Consider the following 25,753-nt stretch of genomic DNA (forward strand, 5'->3'; position numbering starts at 1 on the left):
CCCAAAGTTACAAGAGGTTATTGTTATGCCTCGGTTTGTTTGCTCACAGTTTCGACAACTGCGGCTATTTTACGTGCGCTATCAAGGACAACTTTTTCCTGTTCAGCTTCAACCATTACTCGCACAACAGGTTCAGTACCTGATTTACGAAGTAATACACGACCTGTATCACCTAATTTTTCTTCAACTTGTGCAACAGAATCAATCACCGTTTGATCTTGCGTTGGATCAGTACCTTGTGGGTAGCGCACATTAATCATTTTCATTGGATATTTTGTAAAGCCAGCCCCTAAGTCTTGCAATGTTTTATTCTGCGCTACCATCGCTGCTAATACTTGCAAGCTTGAGATAATGCCATCACCCGTGCTAATTAAATCTAGATTTAATACGTGACCTGAGCTCTCGCCGCCGATTTTCCAACCCTTCTCTTGAAGTAGCTCCATCACATAGCGGTCACCCACTTTGCTGCGAGCAAACTCGATTCCACGAGCCTTTAAGGCATTCTCAAGACCCATATTTGACATGACAGTGCCAACGACACCACCACCTAAAATATCGTCATTTGCAGCTTGGCAAGCAATGATATAGACAATGTCATCGCCATCAAATACACGGCCATTATGGTCAACCATCATTACTCGGTCACCATCGCCATCGTAGGCAATACCAACATCGGCATTGTGTTCTAATACCTTGCGTTTAAGCGTTTCAACATGAGTTGCTCCACACTCTAAGTTGATATTTACCCCGTTTGGCTCACAGGCATGGCAGATAACATCCGCGCCTAGTTCACGCATTACTGAAGGTGCAATGTTATAAGTAGCACCGTTAGCACAATCGAGAACAATTTTTAAACCTTCAAGCGATAAGCCTTGCGGGAATTGGCTTTTGCAGAATTCAATGTAGCGACCATCAGCAGTTTCTAAACGACGCGCTTTACCAAGCTTATCAGAAGCAACACAGGTCATTGGTTCATCCATCATGGCTTCAATTTCAAGTTCTACTTCATCTGCAAGCTTTAAACCACGACCACTGAAAAACTTAATACCGTTATCATGGTAAGGGTTATGAGATGCACTAATCACAATACCCGCTTCAGCACGGAAAGTTTGCGTTAAATAAGCAACAGCTGGTGTCGGCATTGGGCCTAACAAAACAACATCAATACCAGCAGCAATTAAACCTGCCTCAAGTGATGTTTCGAGCATGTAGCCAGAAATACGGGTATCTTTACCAATAATGACTTTTTTTGTGCCAATTTTTGATAATACACGCCCTGCAGCCCAACCTAACTTTAAAGCAAATTCAGGTGTAATTGGAAACTCACCCACCATGCCACGAACACCATCTGTGCCAAAATACTTTCTTGTGTTACTCATTTGAAATTCCTCGATCACATGCTTGCCAAACCGCTAGCACGTCAGCTGTTTCTTGTACGTCATGAACACGAATAATTTTTGCGCCATTTTGTGCTGCTATCAGCGCACCGGCAAGGCTTCCCGCTAAGCGTTCATGTGTGTCTCTATTTAATAAATTACCAATCATCGATTTACGAGAAAGGCCTGCTAGTACTGGTAAATTGAATTTATTAAATATATTAAACTCTTTAAGTATTTGATAATTATGAGCCAAAGTCTTACCAAAGCCAAAGCCTGGGTCTAAAATAATACGTTGTTGCTGAATGCCCGCTTGCTCACACACAGCTAATCGCTCTGCAAAGAACTCATTAATATCATTAAACAAGTCATTATAATGCGGGTTACTTTGCATAGTGCGAGGCTGACCTTGCATATGCATTAAGCAAATTGCCACCTCTGGGTATTGTGCCAGTACCTCAACTGCACCAGGTTCTTGTAACGCTCTAACATCATTGATGATGTCAGCTCCTGCGATTATCGCTTGGCGCATTACTTCGCTCTTGCTGGTATCAATCGAAATAATACAATCACTGCTTGCTCTAAGCGCTTTAACTAAAGGAATAACGCGTTCAAGCTCATCTTCAAGAGATACATCAGGTGCCCCTGGGCGGGTAGACTCACCACCTATATCAATTATTTTTGCGCCTTGATTTAATAACGCATGAGCTTGTTTGACAGCGCTGTCTAGCTGGCAATAACTACCGCCATCAGAGAATGAATCTGGAGTGACATTTAAAATCCCCATCACCACTGGGGAATCGAGGTGTAATGTGCGACCTCGAGGTAAGTTAAGAACGGTCATTGAACACCTATGCTATAAATTAGCGTCAATTGCGCATTTATTATTCTAGATAACAGTTTGAAAATTGCGCATTTTTTGAAATAAAAAAGCCCCGACTAGCGGGGCCTTTCTGTGTCTAATTGTACCGACTATTCGGCTTTGTCATCAACATTTGTTTTTGTTTCTGATGATTCTTCTGGCTCTTTTGTGTCGTTTTCGACAACTTTTGCAGCAGAAGGAGCTGGCTTTTTATCATCTGAACGACGGTCATGAACATCACGTGGCTCACGTACAGGCTGACGTGCCATTAAGTCATCAATTTGACCCGCATCAATCGTCTCGTACTTCATAAGTGCATCTTTCATCGCATGTAAGATATCAATGTTATCTTTAAGGATTTGCTCTGCACGTTGATAGTTACGATCTGAGAATAAACGAACTTCTGTGTCGATCACTTTTGCAGTTTCATCAGACATGCTCATAGCACGGCTACCGCCGCCACCCATGTACATTTCGTTTTGATCTTCAGCGTAAAGTAATGGACCTAGTTTTTCACTTAGACCCCATTGAGTAACCATTTTACGAGCAATATCGGTTGCACGTTCAATATCGTTACTTGCACCGGTTGTCACTTTATCTTCACCGTAGATTAGTGCTTCAGCAATACGACCACCGTAAAGGCTAGAGATCATTGACTCTAAAAGCTCTTTAGAGTGACTCACACGGTCTTGCTCAGGCAAGTACATAGTGACACCGAGTGCACGACCACGAGGAATGATAGACACTTTATAAACGGGATCATGTTCAGGTACCATGCGACCAACAATCGCGTGGCCCGCTTCATGGTAAGCAGTCATTTCTTTTTCCTGCTCACTCATCACCATGGTCTTGCGCTCTGCACCCATCATGATTTTATCTTTTGCAGCATCAAACTCTGCCATGCTAACAACGCGTTTGTTACCACGAGCTGCATATAAAGCGGCTTCGTTAACTAAGTTTGCAAGGTCAGCACCAGAGAAACCAGGCGTACCACGTGCAATTACCGCAGCTTCTACGTTGTCGCCTAGTGGCACTTTACGCATGTGAACTTTAAGAATTTGTTCACGACCACGAATATCAGGAAGTCCAACAACAACTTGACGGTCAAAACGACCAGGACGTAATAACGCAGGGTCTAACACATCTGGGCGGTTTGTTGCAGCGATAACGATAATACCTTCGTTACCTTCAAAGCCGTCCATTTCAACAAGCATTTGGTTAAGTGTTTGCTCACGCTCATCGTGACCACCACCCATACCAGCGCCACGCTTACGGCCTACTGCATCGATTTCATCAATAAAGATGATACAAGGTGCTGCTTTTTTCGCTTGCTCGAACATGTCACGTACACGTGATGCACCGACACCTACAAACATTTCTACGAAATCAGAACCTGAAATTGTGAAAAACGGCACTTTAGCTTCACCAGCTACTGCTTTAGCTAGTAACGTTTTACCTGTACCAGGAGGACCAACCATCAACACGCCTTTAGGGATGCTACCACCTAGTTTTTGGAATTTTGATGGGTCACGTAAGAAGTCTACAAGTTCAGTTACATCTTCTTTCGCTTCGTCACAACCAGCAACATCAGCAAACGTCGTTTTAACTTGGTCTTCACTCATCAGACGCGCTTTACTCTTACCGAAAGACATCGCGCCTTTACCGCCACCACCTTGCATTTGACGCATGAAGAAAATCCACACACCAATAAGCAGTAACATCGGGAACCAAGAGATTAAAATGCTGGCGAGGAATGACTGCTCTTCTGGCTTAACGCCTTTTACATTAACGTTGCTTTTTAAAAGATCATTCAAGATGTCTTTATCATACATTGGCATGATGGTTTGAAAGCGCTCACCATTTGTTTTAGTACCAGTAATCGTACCTGTGGTGCTTTCAATTGAGACTTCTTGGATAGCGCCACTACGAGCGTCGCTAACAAATTGAGTGTAACTTGTTTGGCGATCTGCCTGATCACCACCATTAAAGCTCTGAAACACTGACATTAGCACTACTGCAATGACCAGCCAGAGTATTAGATTTTTCGCCATATCGCTCAAGGAGTTAACCTCTTGTATCCAATTAATTTAAATTCAACTTAACGCAGCACAACTGTACTACAGTTTGTAGCCTGTCGCCACTATATAAACTTCCCGAGAACGGGCGCGTGATGCATCGGGCTTTCTAATTTTAACCGCTTTAAAGCTATTACGTACTTCCTGCAAGTATTGATCAAATCCTTCGCCTTGGAAGACTTTGACACAAAATGCACCATTTTTCTTTAAAACTTGGTGGCACATATCTAATGCCAACTCAACTAAGTACATACTACCAGCTTGGTCAACAGATGTATTGCCGCTCATATTGGGTGCCATATCAGAAAAAACTACATCAACATTTTTTCCATCAATACGGGTCAATAGTGCATCAAGTACCGCTTCTTCACGAAAGTCGCCCTGTAAGAAGTCAACACCTGCTAAGGAATCCATAGGTAAGATATCACAAGCAATTACTTGACCTTTATCCCCTACTTTTTCTGCTAAATATTGCGACCAACTACCTGGCGCAGCACCTAAATCAACCACCGTCATCGATGGTTTGATTAATTTATCTTTGTTTTGAATTTCGTCTAATTTGAATACCGCACGAGAACGCCAACCTTTCTTTTGCGCTTCGTGAACATAAGGATCGTCGAAATGTTCTTTCAGCCAACGCTTAGAACTGGCTGAATGTTTTTTATTTGCCATAAAATTAATACGTAACTAATTAGTAATATTCTCTAGATGGCGTTAGAATACCCTTAATTCAAGCCATATTCAGCAAAATTTGTAACATGATGAAATTATCGAACAAACAAAAGCAGTTTTTAAAAGGCCAAGCGCACAGTTTAAAACCTGTTGTATTACTTGGTGCAAACGGATTAACCGAAGGCGTTTTAGTTGAAATTGAAAGCGCCCTAGAAATTCATGAACTAATCAAAGTTAAAGTTCCTACAGATGAACGTGAAACTAAAACATTGATTTTTGACGCAATTGTTCGCGAGACAGGCGCAACGAAACTACAAACAATTGGCCATACAATTGTATTGTATCGCCAAAGCGAAGAGAAAAAGATTCAATTACCACGCGGTTAATCCTGCCTTGTGAAATTTCGAATCAGAAAAAGCCAGCAAATATGCTGGCTTTTTTGTAGGCAGAAATAATTTTGAATTAATTTGTAACTAAACTTTTTAGCTAGGCTATTTTTGCTCTCGCGTGTATTTAAGAACCCGATTAATAAACTCGGTAGTTAATTCATTAATTAACCCTGTTTCTGCATTGAGAACTAAGCTAAACCCTATGTTTAGATGCGGGAATACTACAATATCGCTGCGATAGCCTTGAACCCAACCACTGTGGTAATAAAGTACTTCATCATCATAGTTGTAAACACGCCAACCCAATCCATAGTAAGCATCTTTAACATGACTTCGCCAAACTCGGCGACGAGTTTCTTTTTTAGTATGTGTATAAGGACGGGTTTGTTTGATCAATGCTTCGAGTGGTAATACATCTGGGTATTGTCCTAGCTGCGCATTCAACCAAATAGCCATGTCATTTGCGCTGGCGTTCACACCTGCAGCTGCAGGCACTTTATAGTAATTCTTCTTTAAACGAGATGTATACCAACGCTTTCTTCCGCGTACATGAGGATGAGCATAGTTATTGTCTTTCACCATCCCCTCAAAACCAACACTGGCATCCACCATTTTTAAAGGCGCAAAGATATATTCTGAAATCCAATGTGAGTAGTCCATCTGTGTTGATTGATAAATCACTGAGTCAATCAAACTAAACATCACATTTTGATAGCCGTAGCACTCGCTTGGTTTGCAGATAGGCTCAACAGTCAATAGCCGCTCGACAATATCTGGGTAACTCATACGCGACTCAATTAGGTTATCGTATGCATTAGGTACTAGGCCACTAGAATGACTAAGGATATGATAAATTTTTAAGTCATCTTTGTAAGCTGTATTAGAAAAAGCAGGAATAAACTTACTTATTGGGTCATCAATATTAAACTCCCCTTGCGCTGCAAGTTTAGCAGTTAATGAGCCCGCAAAGGTTTTAGAGACTGATGCCAATCGAAAGCGGGTATGTTTATCGACTTTACGACCTTTTTCTATTTTTGTTCGACCAATACCGTTAATAAAATCTTCATGACCAATATTTACAATCGCCAGTGAGCCACCTGGGATCCCTTTGCTTTTTAACTTACGAGTAAGGTGTTTATTATAATCAGCAACGAAAGTTTGCCATTGCTTATCACTCGAAGCAGCTTCTCCGCTAACAAAAAGCAGTAAAAAAGAAAAAAGAAAGGGAATTAAAGATAAGCTGTACTTCATTATTTATTTTTTTAAGTCTGTTTAGGAAGTTTCTTATAACATAATATCATGAACTTTTGCCTCGACTAACGTACAATACGCTTAATCTTAAATATTTATGGGTAGATTAATCTTTATGCGCTTACTTGTAGTTTTGTTTTTTACTTTAATTTCAGCTGGTTGTGCCCTTAAACCTGAACCTGCGCCATTACTTTCAATGCCAAAGAAACCAAGCTTACAAAGCCATCGCTTTCAAGTAGAGTATCAAACAGAGCATGCAGCTCCTAAAGTGAAGTCAGTACAGTTGCCTGCACATGCAGTTAGTAAAAACCAAACTGTGGTGATAGTTGCCGACAAAACCAGTGTGACAGATACACTTTATACGCAACTGACTGAAGCACTTACAGCCAAACAATTAAAGGTTGTAGAAGATGGCACTCAAGCAGATTACACCCTATCTATTCACCAGCTTGACCTTGAACTGATTGAAGACACAGAATATCAATTAGTCAAACCAGAAAAGCCTCTGCCTTTATTTGATGAAATTGCAAAACAGTTTCCAGTTCAGCAATGTGCGACTATTTTAGGTCAAGTAAGCATGCGCTTAACTCACAAGAAAACCGGTGATGTTGTGTGGTTTGCAAAGTCATCAATTGACAGCGCAAGCTTTCACCGTGAACCCCTAATTTATAGCTTTGTACAACAGCAAGTAATCAAGAATGAGCTTGAAGTAGCGAGCTTTGTGCACGAGCAAAACTCGGAACAAGCTCGCATGGCGCGAATTAATCAAGAAGTGACGATTCCTGCTTATCAAACTATCACGCAAATGACCGCCTTAAAAAAAGAACAAGGCCCGTGTAACCGTACAGAAATTAGTGCACTTACACCTATGATGCAGTACTACCTGAGCAGCATTTTAATCGATAAAATTAAAGTTCAGTAACTAACTTTTGCTGTTTGTCTGCCCATAGGCAAACAGCTTCCCTCCTTGAATTTGCAACACTTTCTTACACTTCCAATTTCTGTTACTACATTTTTTTACAGATTACAGGAACTCCTTAACAATATACTATAAGCTATTACCCTTTCTCACAGACAAGGAAGCAACATTGCGAGCTTACAGTGCCCTATTATTGATATGTTTAACCTTACTTAGTACCACAAGCCAAGCAAGTAACCGCTATTATGCAGACAATACTTTAGAGCCAAGCCAAGGCTTTGCATGGGACTGGGGCATTGGGTTAGGTTACTACATTGAAGATTCTTACCTTGTAGGCATGGACTCTTACAATGATGGCATAGAGCCAGACGTACACCTCGCAGTTTCTTACGACAGCTTTTACCTCGATTACGACCAAAGCCAACTTAGCGGCGGTTTAACATTAGGTTACAGCGTTATCGATAAATTTGAATGGGGCTTAGATATTGTCGGCACCAACATTCAATCTGGCTTTGATGAAACAGGCTTAAATATTTATGGTAACGATGTAATTGAAGAGCTTGAAGGGATCAGAACACGCGACTACGATTTTGATGTAGGCCTTCGCCTATCACGTCGCTTTGAAAACTCGCAAATTTCATTTGAATACCTGCATGATATATCAGGTGCGCATAATGGCTGGGTAATGAATTCGTTTTTTAGTCAGATCATTCCTTGGCGAAATTGGGAGTTTCGCTCTGGCGTTGGTTTAAGTGCCTACTCAGAAGACTTTACAAATTACTACTTTGGCATTTCAGAAGCTGAAGCGCTCGAAACTCGCCCTATATATAACCCAGATACCTCTTACAGCCTTATTTTTGAGTTTCATGCAGAATACCCAATTAACAGACATTGGGTGTTTTTAACTGGTTGGTTATCGACTTGGTTTTCAAACGATATTCACCAAAGCCCTATTATTTCTCAAGAGTATCAGCATAAAGCCAAGGTAGGCGTGCGTTATGTTTTCTAAGTATTACTTGTGCTTTACCTTATTACTGTCAGGGCCATTACTCGCTGAGCAGCAGTCTGCAGCAGGTAAGAAAGATATTGAAAATGCGTTAGTTGCCCTGCCCGACACTTGCGTAGCGCTGCGTGAAGGTAGGAATTGCTACGCTGAAGTTGATTTAACATGGCATCAAGAGCAAGTTGGTAATTACTGCTTACGTAATGCGCAAAGCAAGCACATTATTCAGTGCTGGTTGATGCAACAAAAGGGCTTATTTAGATACCAATTTGATTCAGCAGAAACCATAGGTTTTGAACTTATAAGCAGTGATAACGGTAAGGTTGTCGCAAGTACTGAAATACAATTACAGTGGGTCTATCAAAATCGTCAGAAGAAACGTCGTTGGCGACTGTTCTAAGCAGGAGTAAATAATGGAACATTACGGAACTATCTTATTAGTAGAAGATGATATTTCTCTCGCCAATTGGGTTGCGGAATATTTAATTGAACAAGGCTACCAAACAACAATATGCCAACGTGGCGACCAAGTCGTTGAGCAGGTACGTAAAACAAACCCTGACTTAGTTTTGTTAGATATTATGCTGCCTGGTCAAGACGGTATAAGTGTGTGCCGTGATTTAAGACAGTTTTATCAGGCCCCGATTATTATGCTCACCGCACGTGATGATGAAATGGATGAAGTAATTGGCCTTGAAGTAGGTGCTAGTGATTACATGATGAAGCCCGTTCGCCCTCGCGCTTTATTAGCACGTATAAAAGCGGCACTTCGCTCTAAATCAGATACACAAGAATCAAGCACAAGCTCTGAGCTTATTAATGTGGGTAAGTTATCAATCAATACTGAGTCACGTACCGTTTACTTTAATAATGATGAGGTTCATATCTCAAGCGCTGAGTACCTACTACTGCATTATTTAGCAAGTAATGCAGGTCAAGTGGTTTCACGTGATGCAGTGTTTAAGGCAACGAAAGGGCGCGAATATGATGGCTTAGACAGAAGTGTGGATGTGCTGATTTCATCATTACGTAAAAAATTTAATGATGACCCTCAGCACCCTGAAAAAATTAAAACTATCTGGGGCAAAGGCTATTTACTTGTTGCCACCGCTTGGCAATAACGACTCGCGCCTGTGAAAAAGTTTTATATCTCACTCCTTGGCAGTGCCCTGCTTTCAATCATCGTGTTGGGTTGGCTAATTGATGCTTTTAGCCAACAAACCCAAGCTCCTCAGGATGTGTTTTCTAGCGAAACACAAATGATTAAAGGCTTTGCAAAGCAACTCGCTAAGTATGATGCTAAAGAGCGTGAGCAAGCTATTGCGGATATTAACCAAAACTTTGCTGTGCAACTAGAGTATCGCCCTACACAGTCGCTTGCGCTACCTCATTCATTGTTAACACAAATAACCCAACCTAGTGGCCTTATCCTCGAAGATCAGCAAGGATACTATTTACTTTACAGTGAAGCTGCTTTAGGCACACACCACTTAAAAATGCGTTTAGATAAAGACTTAACACACGAGCAAGGCAACGATGTATTACTGACCTTGTTATTCTACGCTGGGTTATGCGTATTTATGGGCTTTATCATTGCGCCACTGGCCAAGCGTTTAACGGTATTAAACGAAGCGGCACAACGCTTTGCTAAAGGTGATTTAAAAAGCCGTATTCACTTATCTCACTTTACCTATATCAAAGATGTTGAGCTGACATTTAACCGTATGGCGAGTCAAATTGAAAAACTTCTTGATGAAAATAAGTTAATGGCATCAAGTTTATCTCACGATATTCGCACACCTATCGCCTGCTTAAGGTTTGGTCTCGAGGCAGCGCAAGACTGCCCTAATAACGAAAAGCGCCTTGAGTATCTTGCTCGAATGGAAAACGACTTAGATCAAATGGAGTCAATGCTAAAAAGTTACTTGGCATTTGCAACCCTTGAGCAAAAAGCGAATCAGTTGACCTTTAATCATTCTGATCTAGAAACCTATATTCTTACTTTAATTCATCAAATTGAGCCTAAGCTTGAACAACAAAGCTTGCGCATTAATCACCGAGTTGAAGGCGGTGATATTTGTGCTGATTTACACTGGTTAGCTCGGGCCATTGTTAATTTATTAAGTAATGCTTGCGACTTTGCTGAATCAGAAATTTTGCTCAGTGCAACCAGTACCAGTGAATCCGTTACCATAAAAATTGAAGATGACGGTCCGGGTGTCAGCGAACAAAACTGGCAAAAAGTATTTACTCCATTTTTCCAAGAACAAACACATCGTAACCGGGATGGCGAAAGCTACGGGCTTGGCCTTGCTATCGTTGCGAAAGTGGTTGATTGGCATCATGGTACGGTCGAAGTATCAAAAAGTAAGCAACTAGGTGGCGCGTGTTTTACTCTTTCAATTCAAAATAAAAGCCAATAAACATGTTTCATTTGTGTTAATTGTTTCGTATTGTAATGCGCAATTGCACGAAATCTACGCTGACAGCTCGCACATAACGAAGAACAACCAAAATGCGGATGATTAACCCTTTTTATTTAGCGTTAATTCAAGTAGATTGTCAGCGCCGTCACAAATAGAGAAGTAACAATAATATGAGCGCATCACGTGGGGAGTTCAGCTCCCGCTTTGGATTTATTATGGCTGCAGCAGGCTCTGCTGTTGGCTTAGGAAATATTTGGGGTTTCCCAACACAAACTGCAAGTAATGGCGGTGCCGCGTTTTTAGTGGCTTATTTAGTGTTAGCATTTTGTCTTGCTTATCCTGCTTTAATGGCTGAGTTAGTCATTGGTCGTCATGGTCAAGCTAATGCCGTCACTTCACTTCGAAAAGTAACAAATCAAGCATGGCAAAAGAAGTTTGCCTTCATGGTAGGTTTTGGCGGTATTATTTGTGCGGGTTTAATTTTAAGCTTCTATGCTATCGTCGCAGGCTGGATGCTGAGTGCGACCCTTGAACCCGTTGCGCAATTAGCGGGGCAAGAGCAAGCTGGCACTTGGCTTAGTGAGCAGTCACTATCAAGAAACCTTTTATTCACTGCCGCATTTATTATTTTAACTGTTGCGATTATCTCTAAAGGCGTCGAAAACGGCATTGAAAAATGGTCTAAGCGCTTAATGCCTGCCCTGTTAGGCATTTTATTTATGCTAATTATCTATGTAATGACTCAAGATGGCGCAATGGAAGGCTTAAAAGCGTATTTAGTGCCAGACTTTTCATCGATTTTAAACCCTGAGTTATTAGTGAATGCGTTAGGACAAGCATTTTTCTCATTATCGCTTGGTACCAGCGTAATGATCATCTACGGCTCATACATCAGCAAGAAAGAGAACTTAGTATCGTTAGGCGCTTATGTGACTTTAATCGATGTGTTCATTGCCTTTGTAGCCGGTTTACTCATTATTCCTGCAATGTATGTAGCACAGGCACAAGGCGTACAAATTTTTTCAGCCGAGGGTGCACTACTTTCTGAAGATACCTTAGTATTCCAAGTTCTGCCGGCACTTTTCACTAGCATGGGTGATGTGGGTATTTTTGTTGGCTTTGCTTTTTTCGCGTTAATGAGTATTGCAGCGTTAACCTCATCGATTTCGATGCTAGAAGCACCAGTTTCCTATGCTGTTGAACGCTTTGCGTTAAAGCGTGTGCAAGCAACATGGATCATTGGCGGTATTATTGCGCTCATCAGTTTTACAATTGTCTTTAACTTAGGCACCTTGTTTGGCTTTGTGATCACCTTAACCACTAAGATTGGTCAACCAATTCTAGGCTTAATGTGTTGTATTTTTGTCGGTTGGATTTGGCATCGCGCGTCACTGCTAAAAGAAATCCAACAAGGATGCCCGGAAGCTGCTAGTAGTTTCTTCTGGAAAGTATGGCCATGGTATATCAAGTTTATTTGCCCACTAGCCATTTCACTCGTATTTGCTAACTCTCTGTTAAGCTAATAAATATTTATGTTTGAAGTGGCCATTTAGGCTACTTCAAACACATATCTTGATGTGGAATGCCATCTTCTAGGTAATCATCGCCCACATTTTCAAAACCAAATTGCTGATAAAATCCTGTTAAATAACACTGAGCACCAATCATAATCGCTTTGTCAGGCCAATGCTCTTTACATGTGTCTATCGCAGTTTGCACCAACTTACTCGCCAAACCTTCACCACGAAATTGCTCTGCTACCAGCACACGACCAAATGCGCTAAACTGCTCACTCTTTTTATAGCATCGTGCATAAGCCGCCACTTGCTGACCTTTAAACAAGAACACGTGCTGGGTCAGTTCATTGTTATCCACTTCGTCAATTTCTGGGTAAGGGCAAGTTTGCTCTACCACAAATACATCTACCCGCGCCCGTAAAATGGCAAATAACTCATCTTTACTGAGTTCGCTATAACTTTTAACAGTAAACATAACGCTCCTTTATGAAGACAAAAACCCAGCCGTAGCTGGGTTTTAACTAGCTATTTAGTCGTTAATCTTTAAGCAAATAATCGTTCTAGCTGATCACACAACTGCGATAGGTTGACATGATCATGCTCTATAGTTAAATCGACATAACCATCCCCTCTAAAGGCACGGTCAAGTTCAATCAGTACATGAGTTTTGTGCGCTTCAGGCACAAACGACAACTCTATCTCTTGTAGACCAAATAGGCTTCGGCTATTTGGGCGATACTCTAGCTCTTGATAACATCCCGAATGTGATTGGAATGTAGGTGCTCTTAAGAAGCCTTTTTCAACATCCGCTTTCACTAGGCTAAAACCAAGCCTATCCATCGCTTCCATTAACGTGCTTACGGCATCATTAGGATAAATGTGAAGTGCATCACGATCAGTTGGATCAAGTGCTAAATCAATATCTAGGCCTGTTTCAAGCCACACATGTGATTGGTTATAACCAGCGTTAATTTCGGTGATCGGTGTTTCTGAATGCAGTCGCGCTTCAAATGGAATATGTTTTTCTGCACCTGCTGCAATCGTGCCGATATCTGTAATTCGCCACTTTTCAATCACATGGTTTGTAAAGTACTCACCATCTTCACCTTCAACTTTAACACGCGTCATCAGTGCTAAGTCTAAACCCGATATGTCTTGATCAACATCGCCGCCTTTAATAACAATAACGGCATTAAATTTTTGACCCGGTTGTAAATGCTCTGTCTCAAGTACAGTGTCAACTTTTGCTGCACCAATACCTACTGATGCAAGGATTTTCTTAAACATCTTTTCTCCTTAAGCCAGCTTATAACCTATGGCTTAAATTCCTTTGTTAATGCATCTTAACCACAATTAAAAGCTAATGTCAGCGAAAAAATGATGCTTTTGGTGGATTAATCAATAAATCATGTATAAGTGCTTATTTTTTGAACTCTCACTGTCTGATATTGTTTTCCAACAACAAATATTTCGCTACACTTCTAGCAAATGAAGTCAAAAGAAAAACTATGGAACTAATCTACTTTGCTACCGCGTTCGTTTGTGGCTTTGCTGTTTACCAGCTAAAGCTGCCTCCTCTTATCGGCTTTTTATTAGCGGGTTTTGCACTTAACCTATATGGATATAAGACAACCGAGCTGCTTAATACGTTGGCAAGCTTGGGAGTTACTTTGTTATTGTTTAGCATTGGTCTTAAGCTCAAAGTATCAAACTTAATGAAACCACAAGTTTGGGCGCCTGCTTCAATGCATATTGTTTTGAGCAGTACCCTATTTAGTGGTTTTATGTTACTGCTAGGTGCACTTGCACTGCCTTTATTTAACGAACTTAGTTGGCAAAGTGCATTGTTAGTCGGCTTTGCCTTTAGCTTCTCGAGCACCGTATTTGCCGTAAAAGTACTTGAAGAGCGCGGTGAAATGGCAAGCCTCCATGGTAAAATCGCCATCGGTATCTTAGTTATGCAAGATATCTTTGCCGTTATATTCTTAGCCATCAGCACTGGTAAAGCCCCTAACATTTGGGCTTTGGCATTATTGGTTGGTTTACCTATTTTACGTCCTGTGATGTTTTGGGTATTAAATCGCTCAAAACACGGTGAGTTATTGCCCCTGTTTGGCTTTTTCTTTGCGCTAATTATTGGTTACCAAGCCTTCGAGTTTGCAGGCCTTAAAGGTGATTTAGGTGCGTTGATTATCGGTATGATGTTCGCATCCCATAAAAAAGCCGGTGAATTATCAAAGTCACTGCTTAATTTAAAAGACGTGTTACTGGTTGGCTTTTTCTTAAATATTGGTTTGAATGCAGAGCTGACTAGCCATGCTGTGATTGTTGCACTCATTATTATTTTGGTTTTGCCTGTAAAAGTTGCACTTTATTATGTGCTGACAAACGCTTTCAAATTACGTGCTCGTACTTCACTATTAAGCGCGTTTAGCTTAGCTAACTACAGTGAATTTGGTTTGATTGTCTGCGCCGTTGCAGCCACCAGCAATCTAATCACGTCTGAATGGCTAGCTGTCATGGCTATCGCTGTGTCAATCACCTTTATACTCGCATCACCTTTAAATAAACGCTCGAATGAAGTGTATGTAAAAATTGAACATTGGTTGCTTAAATTTGAAAGTAACAGCCGTCTTGCAGAAGAGCTGCCAGTTAATCTAAATGACACTAAAATCGTGATCTTTGGTATGGGTCGAATTGGTACAGGTGCCTATGAAACAATCAGCCAAACTCACCCTAACCTTGTCGCTGGTATCGATATTAAGCCGGATGTTGTTGATAAGCATATTAAACGAGGCCGCAGAGTGTTACTTGCTGATGCCACTGACCCTGACTTTTGGCAGCGGGTAAACCACTCACATGTAGGTATGGTGATGCTTGCAATGCCAAAACACATGCAAAATATTTTTGCCTTAGAGCAACTGCGTGCTTCAGGTTATGAAGGTCAAGTTACAGCGATTGCAAACTATCCAGATCAGCAAAAAGAACTAGAGGATATGGGTGTCGATTCTACTTATAACTTCTATTTAGAAGCTGGTAGCGGCTTCGCAGAGCATGTAAAACAAAAACTTTTCTCTTAATGTAAAAAATAATTCTCGGTACCTTTTCATGGTACTGAGAATTATTTTCACTGTATTCAGTTAGTTGGCTAACTAGTTTTCACGACATATCAAATCAGTCCCTCTATTGGGTCAAGCTTATTTACAAAGCTTTACATCCAGATTAGCAATCAGGCTAAAAAAAAGAGTAGAATTAATTTCAAGATGCTTAGCTAAGTATCTATTTTTAAAACAAAAAAGTTTAACAGTGTTGTGTATTACCGCTGTTTTTAATTCAGCACTGTTAGATGGATTGAGGTTGTTTAAATGAAAAATAAGTTTACCAACGAATTTTTAGCAAACACGGATGATGCACGTGCTGGGAAACTTTCAGATATTCAGCAGCAACTTGATGAGTTACAAAACAATGGCATGACTGCAATGGATATTAGAACAGTGTTATTCAACAAGATGCTCGATGTATATCAAGTACCAAGCGATCATTTTCTTCGTGATGGTGAAACACCAGAACGAATCGACGACCCAGCTATTGTCGTTAAGCTAAATAAACTTGGCTTTACGAAAAAGCGTCGTCACCAACTACACTAATACGCCGTAATTAGTGGTTGTTATTCTGAGGGCCTACATCCCTCACTAAATAGGCTGTTTCTTGCCCGTCACAGCCTATTTTCTCTCTCCTTTTTACCGTATCATCTAGCTTTAAAATTTCTTTGAGATAAAGATGGATTCAGCTCAACTCAAACGCGCCATAAATACTAAGATGCCATTTGGAAAGTATGCTGGTCGCCCTTTATTGTTGCTGCCAGAGCCTTATTTAGTCTGGTTTAAACAGCAAGGATTTCCTGATTCCCAGTTAGGCGCACAGCTGGCAATGATGTATGAAGTGAAGCTCAATGGCCTTGAAAAAATGCTAATGCCATTATTAGATGAAAAATAATTAAACTTTTTTCGAACTTTTATTTTTAAGTGCGGTCTATTACTTTGCTACTTGTTTATTTTTGGTTTTAATCTTTAAAAAGCGCCCTAGGCGCTTTTTTTATGCCTGCAATTTAAAGCGAGTTACTTTTAAACAAATGAATAGTAAATTTAGCTCCACCTAATGGTGAGTCACACACCTCAGACTGCCCTTGATGCCAACTAACAATTTTAGCAACAATCGCCAGACCTAACCCAAAACCACCGGTTTTCTTATCACGACTTTTATCTAAACGAGTGAAGGGCTTAAAAATACTTTGCCACTCAGATTTAGCGATCCCTGGGCCGTCGTCTTCAACACTTATTTGTATCGAATCCCCTAAATCTTCAAGACTTACATGAATTTTATGGTTTGCGTATTTTTGTGCATTGCCTAACAAATTTTGAATACAACGCGCCATAAAATGCTCGTCACACTCGTAGTAAAGCTGCTTGGGTGCACTCACTGCAACCTCTATATCAGTAGCAAACTCGAGTTTATTCACCACACTATTGATAAGCGCTGTTAAGTCACAGGAACGGGGCTTTAAGCTTGGTTGGTGTGAATCAAGTCGTGCGTATTCAAGCATTTCTGACACCAGTGCTTCAAGCTCTGCAATATCAGCCTGCATGTTATCAATGTATGTATACGACTTTTCATTCTCGATTTGCTCTTCGAGCATGGCAACAGCAAACTTTAAACGCGCAAGGGGTGTTCTAAACTCATGAGAAACGGAAGAAGTTAGCTCTTGCTGCGCAGCCAGTAGATACTGAATGCGTTCTTGCATCGCGTTTAGGGTATCAGTAATCGGCAGAAAAAATGATTTAGAGGCATCCTGAAGCTCAAAGTCTTGCGATCCTCCTACAGCTTCACAGGCAAGCGTCAATTTATTAAAGTCACGCCATAGCAATAGGCTCTAGAGTCCAATTGGTAGGCCAATCACAGTTAATAATAAAAAGTATGGCCAAACGGAGCTAAAGTTTGGATTTTCAACTGAAAGTGGGCCTACATGTAAAAGCTGAGTGTCATTAAGAGCTATGTACCAAACCACTTTTTGTTCTTGATTGAACAAATACAGGTAATGGTCATTGTTGAGCTGTGTTTTTAGGTCTTCAGGAAGTGCTAGATCGGTAAGATTAATTATCTCGCTTTCGAATTCTTGTTGGAGTGTCGCTAAGCCATTTTCAGTTTGGCTTAAGAACCACAGAGATTTACCAAATTCTTGGTCTAGGGCTATTTGCTGTTGCGTTTCTTCGTAGGGCCATAACTGCTCTATGACCCCACTAACTAGAAACAGAGAAACTATTATATAAAGATATAAGCTAGCAAATAGTTTCCCCATTAAAAATTACATATCCCATGCGTCAGATACAAAAAGGTATCCCTGTCCCCAAACTGTTTTAATTCGGTATGGTTTATCACTGTTATCACCTAATTTCTTACGGATACGCGATACACGTACGTCAACGGTTCGGTCTAAACCATCATATTGACGACCAATCATGTGTTGATGAACATGCTCACGACTTAACACTTCACCAGCATTTGACGCAAGCAACCAAAGCAGCTCAAATTCATGAGAAGTCAGTGTAATTTCACTGCCTTTAAGTGTAACAATGCGGCTAGTTTTATCAATGGTTAAATCGCCAAAGCTAAGCTCTTCTGGCGCTTTGTTTGTAGCTTGACCGCGACGTAACAATGCATTGATACGTGCTAACAATACACGAGGTTCTGCAGGCTTAATTACATAATCATCTGCGCCAAGTTCAAGGCCAATCACTTGGTCAAAGTCCTCACCTTTAGCTGTCAGCATTAAGATAGGTAAGCTAAATTTATCACGTACCTGACGGCAAACGCTAAAGCCATCTTTACCCGGTAACATGACATCTAAAATCATTAAATCAACTGGGTTGTTTTCAAGGTATTCAAATACTTCGTCGCCGCGTTCAAGGACCGCAACATCCAACCCATTATGTTGAAGGTAATCACGTGTTAACTGCTGTAAGCCGAGATCATCTTCAACAAGTAAAATCTTTGCCATTGGTTGCTCCTGAATTAAAAAAAGCTCCACGGTGAGCGTAATCTACGCCTCGTTGTTTTTGCTTCGGTGCTTTGCACTTCGACTTTTGCGGTCGCAATTTTGCTCCCCGTGTGCGGATTGACTAAGGAGTATATTGTTTCAACCTGAACCCGCGCTTTATGGCTGTAAAGCCCTTTTTTGCTGTCGTTCCAGCATTGAATTTGTTGGTTATTTTGAAACAAACACAGATCTTGAGGCAGCTGTGTTTGCCAGCTGATTTTTAACTCAAGATCACAAAATTCGTGCTGTTGTAATACAACACACACTTTTGGCGTGATATCAAACTGAGTCGCTTGCGCATGGCTTGGGGTAGCCCAAATAACAGCAGCAAACACACACAGACTAAAAACAAAATACTTCATATTAAAAAATATGATTGAATCCTATAAATGCAGTCATCGAGTACGTGTGTTCAAAAAGCGGACTGTCATCCACGGCTGAGTAGTCATAATATGCTAAATGAAAACGAAGAGAGTTAGCCTCACTCAGGGGCCAACGGGCGTCGATTTTAGCATAAGGTTGCCAACTACTGCCAACATCTATTTCCCCATATGAGGACTCTTTAGCCGATAAACCATAAAAATAATCATTTAGTCTGGCTGATTTGTACCAAACCCCTAAGCTAGGTGCGACAGATAGGTTTCCTATTCGGTGATGTGATTGCCATTGTAAAGCACTACGAAGGCCTTTATAAACGCCCGAAATATCGGCTAGTGCCTGTAAAGAAATCACATGATTATTATGAATATAGTGATAGCTTAAGCCAGCATCTAATGCCCATCGTCTCTTTTTAATATCGTTCGTAGATACTGACTTTTCTGCCAGTTCATTACTGGTGGTCGATTCAACAATAAAGCTATTCGATGTTTGCAGTGCGAAAACATTGCTAGGGTGAAAATCTATAAAGAAGCGAGTCTCAGGGTTGAACTCGGTTACGAAATTAACAACATGAGTATCGCTTTCTTGGAATGAATAACCTAAACGGCCATTATCAAAGAACCATTTTTCACCATAAAAAGCGATTTCAGGCAGCACAATTAATGGTAAGTTATCACCACCATGAAGAGGGTTCGTGATCACCCCAGCTCCCGTATTAATACTTAGGTGCCACTGCTGGGTATCGATCTGTTGATTTGCCACACGGCTTTCACGTTCAGTGCGCGTTGAGTCATCGGCGCTTGCTTGACTTACTAGCATGCCTATCAATACATAAACCGCTGCGCACATCCTGATCGTTTGTGATTTCATTGTTATTTTACGACCAAAGGGGTTTTGCAATAAGAGCATAATATCAAGATGTGAACAAACTGTCGTTGCAAGGTTACAACTATTCACAAATTTGATACATATATCGGTTAAGTTTGTTACTCTTCGACGATTTCGATACGATTTCGGCCATGCTCTTTGGCTAAATAGAGTGCTTTATCGGCTTTTGCTATGAGTTGTTCTGGATTACTATTTTTAGCTTTTATAGCAATACCAAAGCTAGCAGTGACTTGGCTTAACACCTTATTAGATTTAGGCTCTTTAATCTGTAATTTAGCGACAGCATGACGCAGCTGCTGAGTAAAATTAGTCATGTCACTGATACTTGCAAACTGTGCGGTGAAACAAAACTCTTCACCACCATAACGATAGGCCTGACCAACACTAGATACATGTTTAAGTAGTTTTGCTGAAACTGCACGCAAAACTTGGTCTCCTTTTTGATGACCAAAAGTGTCGTTAAATTGTTTAAAGTGATCGATATCAACCATAGTAAGAACAGTGACTTCAGCTAAGTCATTGGTTTGACAAAACCGCGTGATATCTTCATCAAACTTACCGCGGTTATAAAGCCCAGTAAGCGGGTCTTTTTCGGCTTTACTTCTAGACCTGACAAGCTCTTGTTTTAATTCTGTAATTTCAGAGTATGCCAGCGCAAGCTGATTTTGAAAATCTTGTGCACGACTTTGCAAAGCTGCCGACTCGTCACTTAAGCGCTCGACACAATCAAGTACATCATCAAAGCCCCTTTCCTGACTTATATCTGCACTAGTTAGTGTGTCACGGCATTCTTGCAAAGCTTGGTTGAATTCAGCTGAGTAACTAAGTGCCTCATTGATATCTTGATGCACTTTACCAACAACATCATTAAAGCCGCCAGATAGCTGATAAAATAGTGCCAAGTCGTCCCGAGATAAATACTTGTTGAAAAGGTGCTTTGCCTGCTCATGGCTACAGGTATTGTGCTTTTTAATAATACTATCAAGCTCTTCGTTTAAGTCTTGGTTCTTTTCGCTAACATAACAATACCAAAGCGCATAATTAAGCGGAGTAATTGGCATTTTGTACTTAACCATTAGAGGAATTGCGAGCTTCAGACAGTGGCTCGAGTAGCTTAAAGAGTGTTCGGCTTGCGCTGAAAGTATCATGAGTCTAGGCCATGAAGGTTTTATTATTTTAAAATACGGTATCAACCCCATTAAAAAAATCAATGAAAAAGGATTTTACAAACGTAAAACCAGCAAAAACCACGAATATTTTTTACAAAAACCAATACTAAATGATTAATTTAAATTAAGTCATTTGTATCAACATAATATATTTAACAATAAAGTGTTATTGACTAGATCTTAAGCTAGATTGCTTGCTGAGTAAGCGATTGAGCAATACTCCAAATTGCGTTGAGTGCCGGATCATGGCGCTCTTTATTTAAAACAGCTAGACCAATTTCAAATCCTGCAATAGTCTGCTCTGCATCACTCACTATTTGTACTTTATCTTTGAGCGGGCTGTTATCCAGTACAATTTTTGGCACCATGGCAATACCTAAGCCTAAGCTCACCATAGAAACCATAGCTTCATGACCTGCAACCTGCGCATATATACGGCCATGAATATTCTTTTTACGCCACCACTGCTCAAGACGTTGCCTTGATAACCCCTGCTCAGCAACAATAAATTCTAAATCTGACCAATCAATTTGTTCACTGGCAGAAAGCTTTTCACTGATCGGGCATGCTATTTTTGGTGCTATCAGTACTAATGGTGAGTAACCAACGCTGGTAAAGGCTATTTGCCCTGGTAACTTCATCGGTTTTGCAGCAATTGCCATATCTTCATGGCCATCTAAAACACGATTTATTGCAAGAGCAGGATCACCGGTATTGAGGGTAATTTCAATATATGGATGCTGCATTCGCAGTTGCTCAAGTATTTGGTGTAAAAAACTATAAGAGGCTGTTACTGAGCAATAAATACTGACATTGCCATAAACATGCTGTTGCGGCTCTTGTACGTTAGCCTTAAAACGGTGCCAGTTAGCCAGCGTCGCATTAGCGTACTCAATAAATGACTCACCCTCGCGAGTTAATTTGACGGTGCGATTATCCCGATTAAACAGCACTACCCCAACTTCTTCTTCAAGTTGCTTGATGTTGCGGCTCAATGTTGGCGCACTGATATGACAAAGCTCACTGGCCCTAGCAAAGTGCAGCGTCTTAGCTAACGCCAAAAAGTAATTAAGATGTTTGTGATCCATATCGCCACCATTTCATTTTATGAAACACTTTAATTCAAATATATCATTTTACGCAAGGTAAAAAATTGCATAGTGTTAATACATACAAAGAACACCACGTCGGTTCTTTGATTTTCTAACAAAATTGTATTTATAGGACACTAACAATGGCGAATTATTTTAATACTCTTCCTTTAAGAGAGCAGTTAGCGCAATTAGCGCAGTGTGAATTTATGGACCCAGCAGAGTTTGCTGATGGTGTAGACGCTTTAAAAGGGAAAAAACTCGTTATTGTCGGTTGTGGCGCACAAGGCCTTAACCAAGGTTTAAATTTACGTGATTCAGGTTTAGATGTTTCTTATACTCTTCGTGAGTCAGCTATTGCTGAGCGTCGTCAATCTTTCTTAAACGCATCTGAAAATGGTTTTACTGTAGGCACATATGAAGAGCTTATCCCAACAGCAGATGTAGTATTAAACCTAACGCCTGATAAACAACATACGGCTGTTGTAACTGCCATCATGCCGTTAATGAAACAAGGTGCAACACTTGCTTATTCACACGGCTTCAACATTGTTGAAGAAGGCATGCAAATCCGTGAAGACTTAACAGTAATCATGGTTGCACCTAAGTGCCCTGGTTCAGAAGTACGTGAAGAATACAAACGTGGCTTTGGTGTACCAACATTAATTGCGGTTCACCCAGAAAACGACCCTCAAGGCCATGGTTTAGCGCAAGCTAAAGCTTATGCAGCAGGTACCGGCGGTCATCGTGCGGGTGTATTAAAATCATCATTCATTGCAGAAGTTAAATCTGACTTAATGGGTGAGCAAACGATTCTATGTGGCATGTTACAAACAGGCTCACTACTTTGCTTCGATAAAATGGTCGAAAAAGGCATTGATGCAAGTTACGCATCAAAACTAATCCAATACGGTTGGGAAGTGATCACTGAAGCACTTAAGTATGGTGGCGTAACTAACATGCTTGACCGCTTATCAAACCCAGCAAAAGTGAAAGCATTTGAATTAAGTGAAGAACTTAAAACAATTATGCGTCCACTTTATAACAAGCATATGGACGATATCATCAGCGGCGAATTCTCTCGCGGTATGATGGCTGACTGGGCTGAAGATGACGCAAAATTACTAGCATGGCGCGCAGAAACTGCCGAAACTGCATTCGAAAAGCAACAAAATACCGACCAAGAGATCAGCGAGCAAGCATTCTTCGATCAAGGTATTTTAATGGTTGCCATGGTTAAAGCAGGTGTTGAGCTTGCTTTCGAAACCATGACTGCCGCAGGTATCATCGCTGAATCTGCTTACTATGAATCACTACACGAAACGCCGCTTATCGCAAACACCATTGCTCGTAAGAAGCTTTTCGAAATGAACCGAACTATTTCAGATACTGCAGAGTATGGCTGTTACTTATACAACCACGCGTGTTTACCGCTGCTACAAGACTTTATGAAAGGCATCGATACAGATGTGATTGGTAAAGGTCTTGATAGTGCAAGCAACCAAGTTGATAACCAAACCTTGATTGCCGTGAATAAAGCACTACGCGAGCACCCGGTTGAAATCATTGGTAGCAAGCTACGTGGTTACATGTCAGCAATGAAGAAAATTGTTTAACCCTGGAAAGTAAGTTTCGCTTGTTAGAAACCAAGCCCAATTGCTTATATGCTTTGGGCTTTTTTTTTGTCCCTACATTGATTCGTCATCTGTAAAGTGTATGCTAAAATTACTGACTTAAATGTTGTAAACTAAGACACTTTCATGGCGTTAAATCAACTCACCATTACTAAAAAAATTACACTGCTTGGCAGTTCTATAGCTCTCATTGTTGCTGCGTTAATCGGCGCAACAGCGATATACAGTGCAAAACAAATCATCGAAAAACGAATGATAGAATCTGAGCTACCTAGCAAACTTCAAGCAATTGATAACTATATTACTCACGATATAAATCAAATGATCAGTGCAGCTGAGCAACTCTCTAGTAACGAGTTTGTATTAGAGTGGGCGCGTTCAGGCAATACTGATGATAAAACACTGCTAAAAGAACTTAACCGCCTTGTTAAGCAATACGATTTAGCAACCGCCTCGTGGGCTAATCGTGAAACGGCACAATATTGGAACCAAGACGGTTTTTTGCGTTTACAAACACCGCACAGCCTTTTTCTATCAGTATCTATCAAGAATCACCGACTGATGTGAAAATGTTTGTAAACCACCAGCAAACCAACGGCATTGGTTTAGCAGGCCTTGCTAAAAGCATTGACGATATGCAGGCTATGCTGCAGCGCTTCCAAATCGAAGAAACCGGTTTTGTATTTGTTGCCGATAAAAACGGCCTCATACAGTTACATAAAGACGAAAATAAGGTCGCTAAAGCTAAATTGGATGACGTTTATAAAACGGGTATCACGCAAACTTTGCTAACGCAAAGCGACTTCAATTTACAAGAGATTGATCTTAATGGTGAAGCAACCTTAGTGGCTGCAAGTCCAATTAAAAACACCGATTTATTTGTTATTGCCCAAGTACCTAAGCACGAGGTGTTTTCGAGTATTCAGGTTTTACAATGGCAAATCATCAGCTTTGCAATAGTGATTGCGCTGATCGCAAGTTTTGCTGGTTTAGTGCTTGCACGCACGCTTTCATCGCCGCTGTCGAAAATGGCTGAGTTATTCACCCGTTTAGGCTCTGGTGATGCTAATTTAGCATATAGACTTCCTGACTCTGAGCAGCCAGAACTTGCTAACTTATCTGCTGGCTTTAACCAATTTATCTCTAAGATTGAAACTGCAATTAGCCAAGTAGCTCAAGAGAGTAGTGAAATCAGACAAAGCGCTGATCATGTGTTTCAGCAAGCACAAAAGAACTCAGTAGCACTTGATAATCAAAAAGAGCAAACAATCTCTGTTGCTGCGGCAATTAATGAAATGGGTGCGACAGTGCAAGAAATTGCCTCAAGCGCAGCAAACACGGCAAAGCTCACTGAAAACAGTAAACAAAATACCGAACAAAGCCATACTCAAGTAACGCAAAGTAAAGAAGCGATAATAGAGCTGGCATGTGATATCGATAATATCACCGAGCAAGTAAACGAGTTGGCAAATAAAACGCAAGCTATCGCCAGTATTGTTGACTCTATCAGGGGTATTTCTGAGCAAACCAACTTGTTAGCACTCAACGCAGCGATTGAGTCTGCTCGTGCGGGTGAGCACGGCCGAGGCTTTGCTGTTGTAGCTGATGAAGTAAGAGCGCTTGCAAATCGCACTTCACAATCAACAACTGAAATTCAAACTATGATCAGTGAACTTACCAGTACCTCTGATTTAGTGGTTAATCACATCAATCACTCGAAATCGCAAGCTCAATTAAGCGTTGATGCAATGCAGAGCTCTGTTGAATTACTTAATGCCATTAACGATGCTGCCAATGAAATAAACGATATGGCAACCTAAATAGCAACTGCGACCGAAGAGCAAAGTAATGTTGTGGCAGATGTGGGTCGTAACATTGAGCAAATAAGTGACATTAGTGATAACGTCATGCGTGAACAAATTGACAGTGAACAAGCAATCAAAGACTTAGCGAACAGTGCGCAAACCCTTGATGACCTTGTTGCGACATTTGATAAACGCTGACACGTT

The 25,753-nt window shown here is 40.8% G+C and carries 23 protein-coding genes and 2 pseudogenes; 12 read left to right on the forward strand and 13 right to left on the reverse strand.

Annotated features, from left to right (window positions below; translation table 11 throughout):
• Positions 1-23: 23 nt before the first annotated feature.
• The 4 genes from glmM to rlmE all read right to left on the reverse strand — a co-directional run bounded on the left by glmM (position 24) and on the right by rlmE (position 4,985).
• Entirely contained in the window at positions 24-1,379 is a 1,356-nt protein-coding gene (glmM, locus tag J8Z28_RS11695) for a phosphoglucosamine mutase (RefSeq protein ID WP_250659478.1), read from the reverse strand.
• Positions 1,372-2,220 carry a dihydropteroate synthase gene (gene folP / locus J8Z28_RS11700; protein ID WP_250659479.1) on the reverse strand — a complete coding sequence of 283 codons (849 nt, stop codon included), beginning with the start codon at positions 2,218-2,220 and terminating at the stop codon, positions 1,372-1,374. Before folP ends, glmM begins: the two co-directional genes overlap by 8 nt.
• Before the next feature lie 128 nt (positions 2,221-2,348).
• The gene (gene ftsH, locus J8Z28_RS11705) at positions 2,349-4,289 is read right to left on the reverse strand and encodes an ATP-dependent zinc metalloprotease FtsH (RefSeq protein WP_054561861.1); all 1,941 of its coding nucleotides are present in this window, start codon (positions 4,287-4,289) and stop codon (positions 2,349-2,351) included.
• 66 nt (positions 4,290-4,355) lie between these two features.
• Positions 4,356-4,985, reverse strand: a complete 630-nt coding sequence (gene rlmE / locus J8Z28_RS11710; RefSeq protein ID WP_054551703.1) for a 23S rRNA (uridine(2552)-2'-O)-methyltransferase RlmE — start codon at positions 4,983-4,985, stop codon at positions 4,356-4,358.
• Between the two features lie 89 nt (positions 4,986-5,074).
• On the opposite strand from rlmE, the gene yhbY reads away from it, so the two are divergent.
• Positions 5,075-5,371: a ribosome assembly RNA-binding protein YhbY gene (yhbY, locus tag J8Z28_RS11715; RefSeq protein WP_054551950.1), complete on the forward strand. Its 297-nt coding sequence runs from the start codon at positions 5,075-5,077 to the stop codon at positions 5,369-5,371.
• Between the two features lie 105 nt (positions 5,372-5,476).
• Here yhbY and J8Z28_RS11720 read toward each other — a convergent pair whose 3' ends face one another.
• Positions 5,477-6,625: a serine hydrolase domain-containing protein gene (locus J8Z28_RS11720; protein ID WP_055197000.1), complete on the reverse strand. Its 1,149-nt coding sequence runs from the start codon at positions 6,623-6,625 to the stop codon at positions 5,477-5,479.
• Positions 6,626-6,740: 115 nt separating this feature from the next.
• Between J8Z28_RS11720 and J8Z28_RS11725 the strand changes: the two genes are divergently transcribed.
• The 6 genes from J8Z28_RS11725 to J8Z28_RS11750 all read left to right on the forward strand — a co-directional run bounded on the left by J8Z28_RS11725 (position 6,741) and on the right by J8Z28_RS11750 (position 12,496).
• Complete coding sequence (locus tag J8Z28_RS11725) at positions 6,741-7,547, forward strand: hypothetical protein (protein WP_250659480.1); 807 nt, start codon at positions 6,741-6,743, stop codon at positions 7,545-7,547.
• A gap of 166 nt (positions 7,548-7,713) precedes the next feature.
• Positions 7,714-8,553, forward strand: coding sequence for a MipA/OmpV family protein (locus J8Z28_RS11730; RefSeq protein ID WP_250659481.1), 840 nt, complete (start codon positions 7,714-7,716; stop codon positions 8,551-8,553).
• Complete coding sequence (locus J8Z28_RS11735) at positions 8,543-8,947, forward strand: DUF3019 domain-containing protein (protein ID WP_250659482.1); 405 nt, start codon at positions 8,543-8,545, stop codon at positions 8,945-8,947. The genes J8Z28_RS11730 and J8Z28_RS11735 overlap by 11 nt, the downstream gene beginning before the upstream one ends.
• A 13-nt stretch (positions 8,948-8,960) precedes the next feature.
• Complete coding sequence (locus J8Z28_RS11740; RefSeq protein WP_054561866.1) at positions 8,961-9,668, forward strand: response regulator; 708 nt, start codon at positions 8,961-8,963, stop codon at positions 9,666-9,668.
• Between the two features lie 12 nt (positions 9,669-9,680).
• Positions 9,681-10,970 carry an ATP-binding protein gene (locus tag J8Z28_RS11745; RefSeq protein WP_054561867.1) on the forward strand — a complete coding sequence of 430 codons (1,290 nt, stop codon included), beginning with the start codon at positions 9,681-9,683 and terminating at the stop codon, positions 10,968-10,970.
• 173 nt (positions 10,971-11,143) lie between these two features.
• On the forward strand, positions 11,144-12,496 hold the full coding sequence (locus J8Z28_RS11750) for a sodium-dependent transporter (RefSeq protein ID WP_250659483.1): 1,353 nt from the start codon (positions 11,144-11,146) through the stop codon (positions 12,494-12,496).
• 31 nt (positions 12,497-12,527) lie between these two features.
• Here J8Z28_RS11750 and J8Z28_RS11755 read toward each other — a convergent pair whose 3' ends face one another.
• Both J8Z28_RS11755 and J8Z28_RS11760 read right to left on the reverse strand, forming a co-directional pair.
• Positions 12,528-12,965, reverse strand: coding sequence for a GNAT family N-acetyltransferase (locus J8Z28_RS11755; RefSeq protein WP_055197006.1), 438 nt, complete (start codon positions 12,963-12,965; stop codon positions 12,528-12,530).
• Between the two features lie 68 nt (positions 12,966-13,033).
• Positions 13,034-13,777, reverse strand: coding sequence for a sporulation protein (locus J8Z28_RS11760; RefSeq protein WP_054561870.1), 744 nt, complete (start codon positions 13,775-13,777; stop codon positions 13,034-13,036).
• 221 nt (positions 13,778-13,998) lie between these two features.
• On the opposite strand from J8Z28_RS11760, the gene J8Z28_RS11765 reads away from it, so the two are divergent.
• From J8Z28_RS11765 to J8Z28_RS11775, 3 genes are all read left to right on the forward strand, one after another.
• On the forward strand, positions 13,999-15,570 hold the full coding sequence (locus J8Z28_RS11765; RefSeq protein ID WP_054561871.1) for a cation:proton antiporter domain-containing protein: 1,572 nt from the start codon (positions 13,999-14,001) through the stop codon (positions 15,568-15,570).
• A 285-nt stretch (positions 15,571-15,855) separates the two neighbouring features.
• On the forward strand, positions 15,856-16,137 hold the full coding sequence (locus tag J8Z28_RS11770; RefSeq protein ID WP_054561872.1) for a hypothetical protein: 282 nt from the start codon (positions 15,856-15,858) through the stop codon (positions 16,135-16,137).
• A gap of 133 nt (positions 16,138-16,270) precedes the next feature.
• Positions 16,271-16,486 (forward strand): DUF3820 family protein, encoded by a 216-nt coding sequence (locus tag J8Z28_RS11775; protein WP_054561873.1) that lies wholly within the window; start codon positions 16,271-16,273, stop codon positions 16,484-16,486.
• A gap of 112 nt (positions 16,487-16,598) precedes the next feature.
• Here the strand turns inward: J8Z28_RS11775 and J8Z28_RS11780 are convergent.
• The 6 genes and pseudogenes from J8Z28_RS11780 to ilvY form a co-directional block, all read right to left on the reverse strand.
• A pseudogene (locus J8Z28_RS11780) lies at positions 16,599-17,846 on the reverse strand (ATP-binding protein).
• Positions 17,847-17,852: 6 nt separating this feature from the next.
• On the reverse strand, positions 17,853-18,545 hold the full coding sequence (locus J8Z28_RS11785) for a response regulator (protein WP_054562019.1): 693 nt from the start codon (positions 18,543-18,545) through the stop codon (positions 17,853-17,855).
• Positions 18,546-18,559: 14 nt separating this feature from the next.
• The gene (locus J8Z28_RS11790) at positions 18,560-18,946 is read right to left on the reverse strand and encodes a DUF3019 domain-containing protein (RefSeq protein WP_055197014.1); all 387 of its coding nucleotides are present in this window, start codon (positions 18,944-18,946) and stop codon (positions 18,560-18,562) included.
• 1 nt (position 18,947) lies between these two features.
• Entirely contained in the window at positions 18,948-19,781 is an 834-nt protein-coding gene (locus tag J8Z28_RS11795; protein ID WP_217876358.1) for a MipA/OmpV family protein, read from the reverse strand.
• Between the two features lie 167 nt (positions 19,782-19,948).
• Positions 19,949-20,998: a GGDEF domain-containing protein gene (locus J8Z28_RS11800; protein ID WP_055197016.1), complete on the reverse strand. Its 1,050-nt coding sequence runs from the start codon at positions 20,996-20,998 to the stop codon at positions 19,949-19,951.
• A 206-nt stretch (positions 20,999-21,204) separates the two neighbouring features.
• Positions 21,205-22,107 (reverse strand): HTH-type transcriptional activator IlvY, encoded by a 903-nt coding sequence (ilvY, locus tag J8Z28_RS11805; protein WP_054561877.1) that lies wholly within the window; start codon positions 22,105-22,107, stop codon positions 21,205-21,207.
• 146 nt (positions 22,108-22,253) lie between these two features.
• Here ilvY and ilvC point away from each other — a divergent pair, with 146 nt between their 5' ends.
• Positions 22,254-23,726, forward strand: coding sequence for a ketol-acid reductoisomerase (gene ilvC, locus J8Z28_RS11810; protein WP_055020946.1), 1,473 nt, complete (start codon positions 22,254-22,256; stop codon positions 23,724-23,726).
• Positions 23,727-23,870: 144 nt separating this feature from the next.
• A pseudogene (locus tag J8Z28_RS11815) lies at positions 23,871-25,747 on the forward strand (methyl-accepting chemotaxis protein).
• The last annotated feature ends 6 nt before the right edge of the window (positions 25,748-25,753 follow it).

It is taken from the genome of Pseudoalteromonas sp. SCSIO 43088 (genome assembly GCF_023650795.1).
GTDB classification, from domain to species: domain Bacteria; phylum Pseudomonadota; class Gammaproteobacteria; order Enterobacterales; family Alteromonadaceae; genus Pseudoalteromonas; species Pseudoalteromonas shioyasakiensis.